The following is a 12,837-nucleotide window of genomic DNA, read 5'->3' as shown; positions in this document are numbered from 1 at the left end:
ACTTTCGCGACCCTCCGCTCGACACAGGACCTCTCGAATGGCTTGCGTCGGACGCTGGCACGAGGACTGCACAAATCCGCGTGAAACCCACTGGGCTCCAGTGAGAGGGAGTCGGGTGTTTCACGAAACATGGGCTGCCCCTTGGGGGCGGGAGGCCGCGATGAGTGAAGTGGTGACCGAGCAGGTGTGCAGGGATCCCGTGATGGTACCGGTGGCTCGGGTTCCGGGGACCGAGCGGCACCGGGTCCTCATCATCGGAGGAGGAACAGCGGGCATCTCCGTGGCGGCCCGCCTGGCGCACGCCGGGCAGAAGGACGTGGCCATCCTCGAGCCCAGCACGCACCACTACTACCAGCCGCTCTGGACGCTGGTGGGCGCAGGCGAGGCCCGCGTCGAGGACACCGTGCGCGACGAGGCGAGCTACATCCCTCGGGGCGTGACGTGGATTCAAGACTGGGCCGAGGAGGTGGACCCGGTTGCCCGCGTGGTGAGCACCCGGGGTGGCAAGCGCATCGAGTACGACTTCCTCGTGGTGGCGCCCGGCATCCAGCTCGACTGGGACAAGGTGAAGGGCCTGCGCGAGGCGCTGGAGCAGCGGCCCAACGTCTCCAGCAACTACGACGTGCGCTATGCGCCGAAGACGTGGGACATGATTCGCGCGTTCCAGGGTGGCACGGCCCTCTTCACGCACCCGTCCACGCCGGTGAAGTGCGCGGGGGCACCGCAGAAGATCATGTACCTGGCCGCGGACCACTTCCGGAAGCAGGGCCTCACGGACAAGTCGCACGTCCTCTTCGCCTCGGCGGGCAAGGCCATCTTCGGGGTGAAGGAATACGCGGCGGTGCTGGAGCAGGTGGTGAAGCGCTACGGCATCGACACGCGCTTCCAGCACAACCTCACCGAGGTCCGCGGCGACAAGAACGAGGCCGTCTTCACGCGCACCCTGGCGGACGGAGCCACCGAGGAGGTGGTCCTCCCCTACGACATCCTCCACGTGTGCCCGCCGCAGAGCGCCCCGGACTTCATCAAGCGCAGCGCGCTGGCCTGGCAGGACGGAGGTACCAAGGGCTGGGTGAAGGCGAACAAGTACACGTTGCAGCACCCGGACCACCCGGAGGTCTTCGCGTTGGGGGATGCATCGGACCTGCCCACCTCGCGCACCGGCGCGGCCATTCGCAAGCAGGCCCCCGTGCTGGTGGAGAACCTGCTCGCCGTCATGGCGGGCCGAGCCCCCACCGCGAAGTACGACGGCTACGCGTCCTGCCCGCTCACCACCGGCTACGGCAGGCTGCTGCTCGCCGAGTTCGACTACGACGGCAAACCCACGCCCAGCATCCCGCTCATCGACACCCTCAAGGAGCGCAAGGACATGTGGCTGCTCAAGAAGTACGGCCTGCCGCAGCTCTATTGGAAGCTGATGTTGCGCGGACGGGCTTAGTTAGCATGCGGGTGTGCCCACCTCTCGCTCCACGCTGTCCGCCGGTTCCCCGCTCGTGCTCCCCGCCCTGGAGGCCCTCGCGGGCCCCGTCCTCCTCGTCGATGCCCACCAGCGGGTGATGGTCGCCACGCCCGAGGCGGAGACGCGCCTGGGCCCCGCCTCCGTCCGACCGGGGACGCCATTGCTGGAGGCGCTCAACCTGACCGAGGGCGCGAAGGGACTCGAGGCGCTGCTCACCCAGGGGCGCCAGGTGGAGGCCACGCTGCGCGCGGATGGGCGCGTGCACGTGATGCAGGTGCGGGCGCTCACCCTGGAGCAGGGGGCCAGACGGCTGGGGTGGGTGGTGCTGCTCGGCGCGGAGACGGAGACCGAGGGCACGGAGGGCGGTACGGAGGAGACGTTCCACGGCATGTGGACGCGCGACCCGGGGATGAAGCGCCTCTTCCGCATCGTGGAGAAGGTGGCGCGCACCGAGTCCAGCGTGCTCGTGCGAGGCGAGTCCGGCACGGGCAAGGAGCTGGTGGCCAATGCGCTGCATGCCATCTCCACGCGGCGCAAGGGCCCCTTCCGCGCCATCAACTGCGCCGCCCTGCCGCCCAGCCTCCTGGAGAGTGAGCTGTTCGGCCACGTGCGAGGCGCCTTCACCGGCGCAGTGCGAGACAGCCCGGGCCACTTCCGCCTGGCGGACGGGGGCACGCTCTTCCTGGACGAGGTGGCGGAGATTCCCCTGGAGCTCCAGGGAAAGCTGCTGCGGGTGCTGGAGACGCGCACCATCATCCCCGTGGGAGGGCGCTCGCCGGTGCCGGTGAACGTGCGCATTGTCGCGGCCACGCACCGGCCGTTGCGGCGCGAGGTAGAGGCAGGCCGCTTCCGCGCGGACCTCATGTACCGGCTGCGCGTGGTGCCCCTCTTCCTGCCGTCGCTGCGCGATCGCCGCGGGGACATCCTGCCCCTGGCCCGACGTTTCCTGGACGAGTTGCAACAACACGGCCCCCGGCACGTGGAGCGCTTCTCCCCAGGGGCCCGACGGCTGCTGGAATCACACGGCTGGCCGGGCAACGTGCGCGAGCTGCGCAACGTGATGGAGTACGCCTACGTCATCGGCGAGGGCCCGGTGCTGCACGAGGCCGACCTGCCCCCCGAATTCTCCGAGCCCCACCCACCACGGGCCGCCGCGCCCACAGCCCGGCAGTCACCGCCACAGGAGCTCCCGAGCGCGGAGGGAAAGGAGCACAACCCGGAGGAGCTGAGGGCGGCGTTGGCGAGGGCGGGAGGAAACCGAACGGAGGCGGCTCGGCAGCTGGGCATCAGCCGCGTGACGCTCTGGCGCCGGCTCCGAGCGGCGGGGGAAACAGGGAAACAGTAGACCGTTTCACCTGTTTCACGAAACGTTTCACGGTGCCAATCCCCTCTCCCTCCGGGAGAGGGTCAGGGTGAGGGTATCTCGGGAGCCACTGTGCCTCCGCGAGCAGTCGCGAAAGCTGGCACGGCGCTAGCACAGCCCTGCCCCATGCTCTTCCGACAACTCTTCGACGCTGAGACGTGGACCTACACCTACCTCATCGCGGATGAGACGACGCGAGAAGCGGCGCTCATCGATCCAGTGCTCGAGCAGGTAGAGCGAGACCTCCAGCTGCTCACGGAGCTGGGCCTCAACCTGACGCTGGTGCTGGAGACGCATGTGCATGCGGACCACGTCACGGGGGCGGGCCGGCTGCGCGAGCGGACCGGAGCGCGGGTGGCGGCCAGCCCTGCGGGAGCACCGTGCGTGGACCTCCAGGTGAAGGACGGAGAGGAGCTCACACTGGGGGGCCTGCGCATCCAGGTCATCGCCACGCCGGGGCACACGGACGACAGCCTGAGCTTCCTGGTGGGCAACAAGCTGTTCACGGGAGACACGCTGCTCATCCGGGCGTGTGGGCGCACGGATTTCCAGAACGGAAACGCCGGCCAGCTCTACGACGCCATCACCGGGAGGCTCTTCACGCTGCCGGACGAGACCGAGGTGTACCCGGGCCACGACTACACGGGCCAGATGATGAGCACCATCGGCGAGGAGAAGCGGCACAACCCGCGACTGGCGGGCAAGAGCCGCGAGGCGTTCATCGAGTTCATGAACAACCGCAAGCTGGCGCCGCCCAAGAAGCTGGACATCGCGGTGCCCGCGAACCGCGCCTGCGGCAAGACCGTCAACCAGGCCACGGCGTGACGCCACCCGACCGCAGGGAGAACACACCATGAGCGAACTGTACGAGAAGGGGACGCCGCGCGCGGAGGGCTACCGGGATGTGGAGGTAACGGCCCTGGCGGCGGCGGGGGACTCGGCGTGGCGGGTGGACGTGCGGGAGCCGTCCGAGTTCAACGGCATCCTCGGGCACATCGCGGGTGCGGAGCTCATCCCCCTGAGCACGGTGGAAGCGACCGCCGAGCGCTGGCCACGCGAGGCGGAGCTGGTGGTGGTGTGCCGCTCTGGAGCTCGCTCGGGCCGGGCGGCGGCGCAGTTGGCGCGCAAGGGCTTCACCCGGGTGATGAACCTACGAGGGGGCATGCTCGCGTGGAACGAGGCGGGACTGCCCGTGGTGCGCACGGAGCCCGAGCCCCAGCTCGCGGTGACGGACGTGCTGGACACGCTGCTCGCGCGGATGCGGGAGCTGGGCGGCGGGGTGCCCGCCACAACGCTGCACGGGATGCTCAAGGCGCACGGTGGCTCGCCCACGCACGTGCAGCTCCTCTCCGTGCTCGAGCTGCTCCAGACGGCTGGGCAGGTGGCGGTGAAGGACTCGGGCGCCTTCGAGCGAGTGCTGCGCGAGTGCAGGGACCTGCTGGCCGTGTCGCGCCCGGAGGCCCGAGCCGGATGATGGTGCTCGGCATTGCCGCCTCGCTGCTCATCGGGGTGTCGCTGGGGCTGCTGGGAGGCGGCGGTTCCATCCTCACCGTGCCCCTGCTGGTCTACGTCCTCGGCGTCGAGCCGAAGCTGGCCATCGCCATGTCCCTGCTGGTGGTGGGGGTCACCAGCGCCTCGGCGGCGGTGGTGCATGCCCGTGCCGGGCGGGTGCGCTGGCGCACCGCGTTCATCTTCGGAGCGGGAGGCATGTCGGGCGCATTCCTCGGCGGGCGCGTGGCGCGGCTCCTGCCGTCGGGAGTGCTGTTGCTGCTCTTCTCCCTCGTCATGGTGGCGGCCGCCGTGGCCATGCTGCGACGCAAGGAGGCCCTGGCCGCGCCCGAGGGCACGAAGACCGTCGGAGAGCAGACGCCCACCAACATCCCCGTGCCGCGCGTGCTCGCCCAAGGCCTTGCCGTGGGGGTGCTCTCGGGGCTGGTGGGCGCGGGAGGCGGCTTCCTCATCGTGCCCGCGCTCGTGCTGGTGGGGCTGCCAACGCAGGTCGCCATGGCCACCTCGCTGGTCGTCATCTCGCTCCAGTGCTTCGCGGGACTGCTCGGGCACCTGGGCCATGTCCACCTGCCGTGGGGACTCACCGCCGCCGTCATAGGCACCGCCGTCACGGGCAGCTTCCTCGGCGGGCGACTGGCGGAGCGCGTCTCCCCGGCCATGCTGCGCAAGGGGTTCGGCGTGTTCGTGCTCGGCGTCGCCTGCTTCTTGCTCGTGGCGCAGTTACCTCCCGAGGTGAAGGAGTACGTCACGCCGCTGCTCGCGACGCCGTGGCCCTGGCTGGGGCTCCTGGGCATTGTAGGGGCCGTGGCCGTGCCCTACACGCTGCTGTTCCGGGGTCTCGGAGTGGCGGCCCGGCATGAGAAGAAGCGAGGAAGTCATGCCGATGAAATCGACGCTGCGCGACGCCTTCGAGGCTGAGCTGCGCCAGGCCACCGCAGCGGAGCGGGACGGTGAGCTGCCGCGAGCGTGGCGTCACCTGGAGCGGGCCCACATCCTGAGCCAGGCGTATGCCGGGCCCCGCTCGGCAACACCGGGGGCGCCAACGTGTGCATCCTCACGCCCATGCCCATCCCCGAGGACCTGAGGGCCCTCCTAGAAGCTTGAGGGAGCGGGCGAGCAGGCGCTGGAGCCATCACCCGCCCTCCCGTCATCAAGGGGCGTCCGCATCTTAGGGCCATGTCCCAGCGCGAGCTTGAGTCGCAGGGCAGGACGCGCCTGTGCGACTTCATCCGGGAAAACCAGCCCCACATCCTGGCGGAGTGGGAGCAGGAGGTCCGCGCCTGCGCCTCACCCCAGGGCCTCTCCCGCCCTCGGCTGCTCGACCACCTGCCAGAGATGCTCGACAAGGTGGCGGCCCTGGTGGAGACGATCCACACCGGCGAGCACGAGACGTTGGATCAACTGCCCGAGAGGCATGCGCTGGAGCGGCTCGAGGTGGGTTACGACCTGGAGCAGGTGGCCCACGAGTACGCCCTGCTGCGCGCCTGTGTCCTCCGGCGCTATGAGGCCCACGCCGAGCAGGTGGGCGTAGGGGAGCTCGCGGTCATGCTGCGCGAGGTGCGGTGCTTCAACCAGATGTTCGACGAGGCCGTGTCCGCTGCGGTGTCCTGCTACGCCCGGACGCGTGAGCGAACCCTGGTGGCGCTCGATCGCCTCTCCGAGGCGGCACTGGGGACGGAGGACCTGGACACCTTCCTCCCCCGGCTGCTGCGCATCATCCTGGAGTGCACCGGCTCGGTGGACGCCGTCACCCTGCTGCTGCGCGAGGGGGACATGCTTTGGGAGCGCGCCGCGGTGGGAATCGCCGAGGGCGCGGCCTGCGGCTTCCACCTCAAGGTCGGCGAGGGCTTCGCCGGGCTCATCGCCTCCGAGCGGCGCCCACTTGAGGTGCGCTCGGCGGCGACGGATCCGCTGGTGAAGAGCCCCACCCTGCGAGCCCGAGGGACACGTGCCCTCTATGGGGTGCCGCTGCTGCACGAAGACGAGGTCATCGGGGTGGCCCACATGGGCAGCCTCACGGCCTTCGAGTTCTCCAATGAGGACAAGCTCCTCTTCCGGACCATGGTGAGCCGGGCCACGGGCCTCATCGTCCAAGCGCAGCTCGCCACCCGCGAGCGACAGGCGCGGGAGGAGTCCGAGCGGGTGCTGGCGCGCATCCGTGCCCAGGAAGTACGCACGGCGCGACTCCAGGAGGTGACGGATGCCCTGTCGCGGGTGCTCACCACGGACGAGGCGGCCCGGGTGGTGGTGGAGAAGACCGTGCGGGCCTTGGGGGCCGCGGGCGGCTCCATGGGCCTGCTCTCGCCGGACGGCCGGTATTTCGAGATGCGGGTGAACACGGACTACCCCGAGGAGGTGACACGCCACTGGGTGCGCTTCCCGGCGGACGCACCGGTGATGTTCAGCCAGGCGGTGCGCACGAGAGCCCCCGTCCTCTACGAAACGAGGGAGGCCTTCCTGGCGGACTATCCGCAGTGGGCGGAGGACCCGGCGATGCAGCACTACAATGCCTTCGCCACCCTGCCCCTGCTGGTGGAGGGCCGTGCGCTCGGGGCGCTCGGGCTGAGCTTCCACGAGCGGCACACCTTCAGCAAAGAGGAGCGGGACTACCTGCTCGTGCTCGCCGGGCAGTGTGCCCAGGCCCTGGAGCGCGGGCGCCTCTACGACGCCGAGCAGCAGGCCCGCGCCGAGTCGCAGCTGGCCCTGGCGCGGCTCAACTTGTTGATGAACACGGCGCCGGTGGGCCTCGGCTTCTGGGACACCGAGATGCGCTACGTGCGCCTCAGCGAGCGTCTGGCGGAGATGAACGGCCTGCCCGTGGCCGAGCACCTCGGGCGCCGTGTACGGGAGGTGCTGCCAGAGCTCGCCCCCACCCTGGAGCCGCTCTTCCGCCGGGTCCTGGAGACAGGCCAGTCCCTGGTGGACATGGAGGTGACGGGGGAGACGCCCTCGACCCCAGGAGTGCTGCACCACTGGCTGGTGAGCTACTACCCGATACGGGACGTGGATGGCACCAACCTGGGAATCGGCGGCGTCGTGGTGGAGATCACCGAGCGCAAACGGGCCGAGGAGGAACTGCGCCGGGCGGCGGAGTTCCGAGAGCGCTTCCTCGGCATCGTCAGCCACGACCTGCGCAACCCCCTCAACGCCATCCTCCTGTCCGCCAACGCCCTCATCCGCGCCGAGGGCATCCCCGAGCGGCAGATGAAATCCATCCAGCGCATCACCACCAGCGCCGAGCGGATGTCGCGGATGATCGCCGACCTGCTCGACTTCACACGCGGGCGGCTGGGCGGAGGCATCCCCGTCACCCCGCGGCCCACCCACCTGTCCCCCCTGTGCCGGCATGTGGTGGACGAGCTAGAGGCCGGCCACCCCGGGCGACAGCTGCGGCTGAAGGCGAAGGGGGAGCTCCAGGGCGAGTGGGATCCGGATCGGCTCGCGCAGGCGCTCGGCAACCTGGGCGCGAACGCGCTCGACTACAGCCCCGAGGACACGCCGGTGGAGTTCGTGCTCCAACAGGAGGAAGAGGAAGTCCGCATCGACGTGCACAACCAGGGCCCGCCCATCCCACCGGAGCTGCTCCCGCACGTCTTCGAGCCCTTCCGGCGGGGCTCGGAGGAGAGCACCCGGCAACCCTCGTCAGGGCTGGGGCTGGGCCTCTACATCTCCCAGCAGATCGTCCAGGCCCACGGAGGCACCCTCACCGTGCGCTCCACCGACACGGAAGGCACCACCTTCACCGTGCGGCTGCCCCGAAAGAGCACCCCGTCACGGGGTTCCGGCTGAGCTCAAACGCGGAAGCTGGCAGCCACCTGCTTCAGCCGCTCCAGCGAGGCATTCACCTGCACCACCGCCTCCTCCGCGTTCATCGTCGACTCCACCACGTCGCCCATCATCTGCGAGAGCGTCGTCATCACCTCGGTCATCTGCGCGATGCCCGTGTTCTGCTGCGTCACCGAGGAGACGATCTGCTTGGCCGCCTGGCTGCTCTCGTGCACCACCGTGGTGATCTCCCGCAGCCGGTCCGCCGACGTCAGCACCTGCGTAATCCCCGCCTCCATCTGCTGGCTGTCCTGCTCGGCGATGGACACCGCGCGCCGAATGGCATGGTTGATCTCCAGCAATATCTTTCCGATGCGCTGCGTGCTCTGCACGGACTGGCCGCTCAGCGCCCGCATCTCCCGCGCCACCACCGCGAAGCCCCGCCCCTCCTCGCCCGCGCGCGCCGCCTCGATGGACGCGTTGAGCGCCAGCACGTTCGATTGGTCCGCCAGGTCGCGCACGCTGCCGATGATCTCTCCCGCGCGGGCCGCCTGCTCGGACAGGTGCGCCACGCTGCGCATCAACGCCTCCACACGCGCGCGGAGCTGCTGCAACCCCTGCGCACTGCTCTCAATGGAGTTGCGCCCCGACGCACTGAAGGCATCCGCCTGCGCCGCGACCTTCAACACCATCTCCGCCCGGCTCGCCGCCAGGTTCGACGTCTGGGCAATCTCCGTCATCGTCGTGCCCGCCTCGGACAGGCTGCGCGACTGGTGGCTGAGGAACGCGAGCTGCCGCTGACTGGCCTCGGTGAGCCGCGCCGCCGCCTGCGTCAGCTCGTCCACCGTGCTCTGCAGCGTCACGGGCACAGTGCGCAGCCGCGTCACCAGCGCCTCGATGCCACGCGCCAACTGCCCGAGCTCGTCCCGAGAGTCCACGTTGATTCGCTGCGTGAGGTCTCCCTCGGTGGCGATGCGCGTGGTCACCTCCGTGAGCCGAGCGAGCGGCCCCACCACGCCCCGCACCAACCAGACCGAGAGCAACCCCAGGGAGAGGATGCACAGCACCACCAGGGAGAGGACCCACCCCTGCCGCCACCGCTGCATCACGCGTATCTCGTCGAAGGACTGCTCCAGTCCGGCCTGGGCCCATTCACCCGTACCGCGCAGCAACTGCTGCAGCGTCGCGTAGCGCTCCAGGGCCAGGAGGAAAGCCGCCTCCGAGCCCGGCTCCCCCCGAGCCGCCAGCTCCACGGCACGATGGCCCTCGAGCCAGAACATGTCGAAGGCCTCCCGCAGCGACTGGAGCCGCGAGGCCTCCATCACCGGGTTCTGCTCCCCGTGCGACAGCTCCGCCAGGAAGTCCGCGGCCCGCTTCTGCATCAGCCCCAACCGGGACACATCCCGCGCCTGGTACGCATCGCGCAGGTCCCACTTGAGCGCGGCCGCCAGCGAATCCAGGCTGCGCACCGAGGCGAGCACCGGCGTGTACCCGTCGACCATGCGCACGCCCAGCCGCGCGGCGTCCTGACCGACCCGCAGTGACAACAGGAGGATGGCCAGGAGGAAGAGGGTGGCCACCACTGGCAGGAGCGTGACCTTCTGCTTGAACGTCATCGTCCCCCCCTGACACGGGGCGAGCAACGCCTGGACATGACTCTCCTTCATCCGCGGGCCGGGCGGCTCCGCACGCCTACGACGGTGGCGGGTGTCCACCGCGAGGACAGCAGGATACCGGATGCGCTCCCCTGACGCCCGCCGACCCACTGCCCGTCTGGTTCCCCCTCACCCCCGGGGTGTGGTTGACCCCCACCAGACTTGGGGACGCCCTCCCGCCCGGCCGGTCGCTGACCTCCGGGGACAGCACTCGGCTCAATGGTGGGCAGTGGGAAGTCTCGTACGGTTCCTCGGGCATCGTGCCTCCGAGTCGGCTAGGACTGGAGGTCTATGAGTGAGACGAAACCTCCCTCGCGCAAGAAGAAGGACACGCTGGAGGTGCGTGTACGGCGCATCCACCGGCGCGATCTCAACCGGGCCTGGGAGTTCCTCAAGCTCGTCTTCCGGGACGTCAACCGGGAGACGGTGGAGTACCAACGGCCCCGCTCCAAGCGGCGCTTCCTCGAGGTGTATTCCTCGGAGTGGATAGAGCAGCTCGTCTACGAGGTGAACGGGGAGATTGTCGGCTACTCCGAGTGCGCCTTCGAGGCCACGGGTGACGACAACTGGGTGAACCCGCGCTGGTTCGAGAAGCGCGGCATGCGGCCCCTCTTCGTCGAGGAGCTCGCCGTGCACCCGGACTACCAGGGCCGAGGCGTGGGCAGCTTCATCATGGAGCAGCTCCAGCACCTGGCGCGCACCCGGGGCTGCACCCACCTGGTGCTCGAGGTGGCCGAGAACAACGAGTCCGCGCTCTCCTGGTACCGGGCCCGTAACTTCTACAAGCTGGACGCCGCCATCTTCCTCGCCCAGAAGGTGCCCGGCGAGCCGGACCTGCTGCCCCCGCGCCGCATCAAGCCCCGCACCGCGCGGACCGAGGGCACCCCCACCACGGGCCTCATGCCCGAAGAGGTCAGTGGCCCAGCGCTGCTCGGCAAGAAGCCCCGGGCTCCCCGCGGCGCCGCCGGGGGTCCGCGGAAGAAGACCGCCATCGTGCCCGTCAAGGACGCGCCCGAGCCGGACACGGAGTAGGACATGGAGGCCGGACCTGTCGCGCCCGTGGTGGAGCCCCGCCCCATGCGGGTGCTGGTGGTGGATGACGAGCGGAACATCCGCACCACGCTGCGCATGTGCCTGGAAGGGCTCGGCTGTGAGGTGCGCGAGGCCGCCACGCCCGACGCCGCGCTCGCCGCGCTCGCCCAGGCTCCGGCCGACCTGGCCTTCGTGGACCTCCGCCTGGGCACCTCGAGCGGGTTGGAGCTGCTGCCCCGCCTGCTCGCCGAGTCCCCCACCCTGGACGTCGTCCTCATCACCGCCTACGCCACGTTCGACACGGCGGTGGAGGCGATGAAGCGCGGGGCGCGCGACTACCTCCCCAAGCCCTTCACGCCCGCGCAGATACGCCACCTCGTGGAGAAGACGCGGGCGCACCGGGAGCTGAGCTCGCAGTTGGGCAACCTGGAGGGCCAGCTCGCGCAGTCCGTGCCCGAGGCCACCCTGGAGACGGCGTCTCCCGCGATGCACGCGGCCCTCGCGCTCATCACCCGGGCGGCGGCGTCGGACGCGGCGGTGCTGCTGCGCGGGGAGAGCGGAACGGGCAAGGGGGTGCTCGCGCGGGTGCTGCACTCGCTGAGCGCGCGGCGCCGCCGGCCCTTCGTCACCGTCAACTGCCCCACCCTGTCCGAGCAACTGCTGGTGAGCGAGCTCTTCGGCCACGTGCGCGGGGCCTTCACGGGCGCGGTGAGGGACCAGCCGGGCCGGGTGGAGCAGGCCGAGGGCGGCACGCTCTTCCTGGACGAAGTGGCGGAGATGAGCCCCGGGCCGCAGGCACAGCTGCTGCGCTTCCTCCAGGAGAAGCAGTTCGAGCGCCTGGGCGAGGGACGCACGCGCCGAGCGGACGTGCGGGTAGTAACGGCGACCAACCGAGACCTGGAGAAGGCGGTGGCCGAGGGGCACTTCCGGGAGGATCTGCTCTACCGGCTCAACGTCATCGAGGTGAAGCTGCCGGCGCTGCGGGAGCGGCCCGAGGACATCCTCCCGCTGGCGCGGCGCTTCGTGGCCTTCTTCGCGCGAGCGGCGCAGCGGCCGGCGCCGGAGCTGTCCCCGGCGACGGAGAAGATGCTGAGGGCCTACGCGTGGCCGGGCAACGTGCGCGAGCTGCGCAACGCCCTGGAGCGGGCGCTCATCGTCTGGCCGGCGGAGGTGCTGGAGCCGCAGGCCTTTCCGGAGCGGATCGCCGTGGCGACGGGATCGGGGGTGGCGCTGGGCGGGCCACACACGCTGGAGGAGGTAGAGCGCGAGCACATCCTCCGGGTGATGGCGAGCGTGCCCACGCTGGACGAGGCCGCCCACATCCTCGGCATCGACGCATCCACGCTCTGGCGCAAGCGCAAGAAGTACGAGACGGCGGGCCCGAGCGGCACGGAGTGAGCGGGTGAAGGCACCGCGCCCAGTGTCTCCCCAGCCGAGGGAGCAACCTTTCAGGTGGTTGCGTTTGGGACGAATATTCGTACATTCATCCCATGCCACGCTCTCGCAGAGCCCACACGCCGGACATGATGGATGCAGCAAGCCCGGTCTCAGCGTCCGAGCACGCATTGGCCGAGGTCGTCGAGCTCGCCCGCCTCATGGAAGCGAAGCGGGTCCAACGCCCCAAGCTGATTGGCCCCGGGGGAGAAACCCTCGAGCTACCCGAGCCCGTCTTCCACCTTCTGCATCAGGTGGTCACCGTGCTGGCCCGTGGGGACGCCGTGACGGTGGTGCCGGTGCACAAGGAGCTCACTTCGCAACAGGCGGCGGACCTGCTCAACGTGTCCCGCCAGTACCTCGTCCGGCTGCTCGACCAGGGCGTCATTCCCTACAGCAAGACGGGGAAACACCGGCGCATCCGAATCAACGATCTCCTCACCTACAAGAGGAAGCGGGATGCCCAGCGGCAGGCGGACCTGGACGAGCTCTCGCAGATGAGTCAGGACTTCGGCGGTTACTCCCAGTGTAGTTGACCTCCGAGGTAGGTACAGTTAGGGTGTCCCTGTCGTCGCTCCCAGCATCGAGGCGCAGCACCCGGACGAGTTCCTGGTCAATCT

10 protein-coding genes and 1 pseudogene are annotated in these 12,837 nt (G+C 69.8%); 10 read left to right on the top strand and 1 reads right to left on the bottom strand.

Features of this window, described 5'->3' with window-relative positions; genetic code table 11:
* Positions 1 to 160 precede the first annotated feature (160 nt).
* The 7 genes and pseudogenes from F0U60_RS02020 (at position 161) to F0U60_RS01990 (ending at position 8,120) form a co-directional block, all read left to right on the top strand.
* Positions 161 to 1,438 carry an FAD-dependent oxidoreductase gene (locus tag F0U60_RS02020; RefSeq protein WP_395813342.1) on the top strand — a complete coding sequence of 426 codons (1,278 nt, stop codon included), beginning with the start codon at positions 161 to 163 and terminating at the stop codon, positions 1,436 to 1,438.
* A 13-nt stretch (positions 1,439 to 1,451) separates the two neighbouring features.
* Positions 1,452 to 2,804: a sigma-54 interaction domain-containing protein gene (locus tag F0U60_RS02015; protein WP_395813340.1), complete on the top strand. Its 1,353-nt coding sequence runs from the start codon at positions 1,452 to 1,454 to the stop codon at positions 2,802 to 2,804.
* A gap of 144 nt (positions 2,805 to 2,948) precedes the next feature.
* Positions 2,949 to 3,647 carry an MBL fold metallo-hydrolase gene (locus tag F0U60_RS02010; protein ID WP_395813338.1) on the top strand — a complete coding sequence of 233 codons (699 nt, stop codon included), beginning with the start codon at positions 2,949 to 2,951 and terminating at the stop codon, positions 3,645 to 3,647.
* A gap of 28 nt (positions 3,648 to 3,675) precedes the next feature.
* Positions 3,676 to 4,296, top strand: coding sequence for a rhodanese-like domain-containing protein (locus F0U60_RS02005; RefSeq protein ID WP_395813336.1), 621 nt, complete (start codon positions 3,676 to 3,678; stop codon positions 4,294 to 4,296).
* A complete protein-coding gene (locus tag F0U60_RS02000) occupies positions 4,293 to 5,249 on the top strand; it encodes a sulfite exporter TauE/SafE family protein (protein WP_395813334.1) in 957 nt (318 codons plus the stop codon). The genes F0U60_RS02005 and F0U60_RS02000 overlap by 4 nt, the downstream gene beginning before the upstream one ends.
* Positions 5,188 to 5,435: pseudogene (locus F0U60_RS01995) on the top strand (DUF3703 domain-containing protein). Before F0U60_RS02000 ends, F0U60_RS01995 begins: the two are co-directional and overlap by 62 nt.
* Positions 5,436 to 5,507: 72 nt before the next feature.
* Complete coding sequence (locus F0U60_RS01990) at positions 5,508 to 8,120, top strand: GAF domain-containing protein (protein ID WP_395813332.1); 2,613 nt, start codon at positions 5,508 to 5,510, stop codon at positions 8,118 to 8,120.
* A 2-nt stretch (positions 8,121 to 8,122) separates the two neighbouring features.
* Here the strand turns inward: F0U60_RS01990 and F0U60_RS01985 are convergent, their stop codons facing one another.
* Positions 8,123 to 9,763, bottom strand: a complete 1,641-nt coding sequence (locus F0U60_RS01985; protein ID WP_395813330.1) for a methyl-accepting chemotaxis protein — start codon at positions 9,761 to 9,763, stop codon at positions 8,123 to 8,125.
* 279 nt (positions 9,764 to 10,042) lie between these two features.
* Between F0U60_RS01985 and F0U60_RS01980 the strand changes: the two genes are divergently transcribed.
* From F0U60_RS01980 to F0U60_RS01970, 3 genes are all read left to right on the top strand, one after another.
* Entirely contained in the window at positions 10,043 to 10,783 is a 741-nt protein-coding gene (locus tag F0U60_RS01980; protein ID WP_395813328.1) for a GNAT family N-acetyltransferase, read from the top strand.
* A gap of 3 nt (positions 10,784 to 10,786) precedes the next feature.
* Positions 10,787 to 12,181, top strand: a complete 1,395-nt coding sequence (locus tag F0U60_RS01975; protein WP_395813326.1) for a sigma-54-dependent transcriptional regulator — start codon at positions 10,787 to 10,789, stop codon at positions 12,179 to 12,181.
* 125 nt (positions 12,182 to 12,306) lie between these two features.
* Positions 12,307 to 12,753, top strand: a complete 447-nt coding sequence (locus F0U60_RS01970; protein ID WP_395813324.1) for a helix-turn-helix domain-containing protein — start codon at positions 12,307 to 12,309, stop codon at positions 12,751 to 12,753.
* Positions 12,754 to 12,837 lie beyond the last annotated feature (84 nt).

Source organism: Archangium minus (assembly GCF_044360475.1).
Lineage (GTDB): Bacteria > Myxococcota > Myxococcia > Myxococcales > Myxococcaceae > Archangium > Archangium minus.
The sequence above is the reverse complement of the archived record's forward strand: the minus strand, read 5'-3'. Positions and strand labels throughout refer to the sequence as shown.

Bases quoted from the DNA above. Each gene is read 5' to 3' on its own strand.
- F0U60_RS02020 (WP_395813342.1), top strand. From the start codon at position 161: ATGAGTGAAGTGGTGACCGAGCAGGTGTGCAGGGATCCCGTGATGGTA.
- F0U60_RS02010 (WP_395813338.1), top strand. From the start codon at position 2,949: ATGCTCTTCCGACAACTCTTCGACGCTGAGACGTGGACCTACACCTAC.
- F0U60_RS02005 (WP_395813336.1), top strand. From the start codon at position 3,676: ATGAGCGAACTGTACGAGAAGGGGACGCCGCGCGCGGAGGGCTACCGG.
- F0U60_RS02000 (WP_395813334.1), top strand. From the start codon at position 4,293: ATGATGGTGCTCGGCATTGCCGCCTCGCTGCTCATCGGGGTGTCGCTG.
- F0U60_RS01990 (WP_395813332.1), top strand. From the start codon at position 5,508: ATGTCCCAGCGCGAGCTTGAGTCGCAGGGCAGGACGCGCCTGTGCGAC.
- F0U60_RS01985 (WP_395813330.1), bottom strand. From the start codon at position 9,763: ATGAAGGAGAGTCATGTCCAGGCGTTGCTCGCCCCGTGTCAGGGGGGG.
- F0U60_RS01980 (WP_395813328.1), top strand. From the start codon at position 10,043: ATGAGTGAGACGAAACCTCCCTCGCGCAAGAAGAAGGACACGCTGGAG.
- F0U60_RS01975 (WP_395813326.1), top strand. From the start codon at position 10,787: ATGGAGGCCGGACCTGTCGCGCCCGTGGTGGAGCCCCGCCCCATGCGG.
- F0U60_RS01970 (WP_395813324.1), top strand. From the start codon at position 12,307: ATGATGGATGCAGCAAGCCCGGTCTCAGCGTCCGAGCACGCATTGGCC.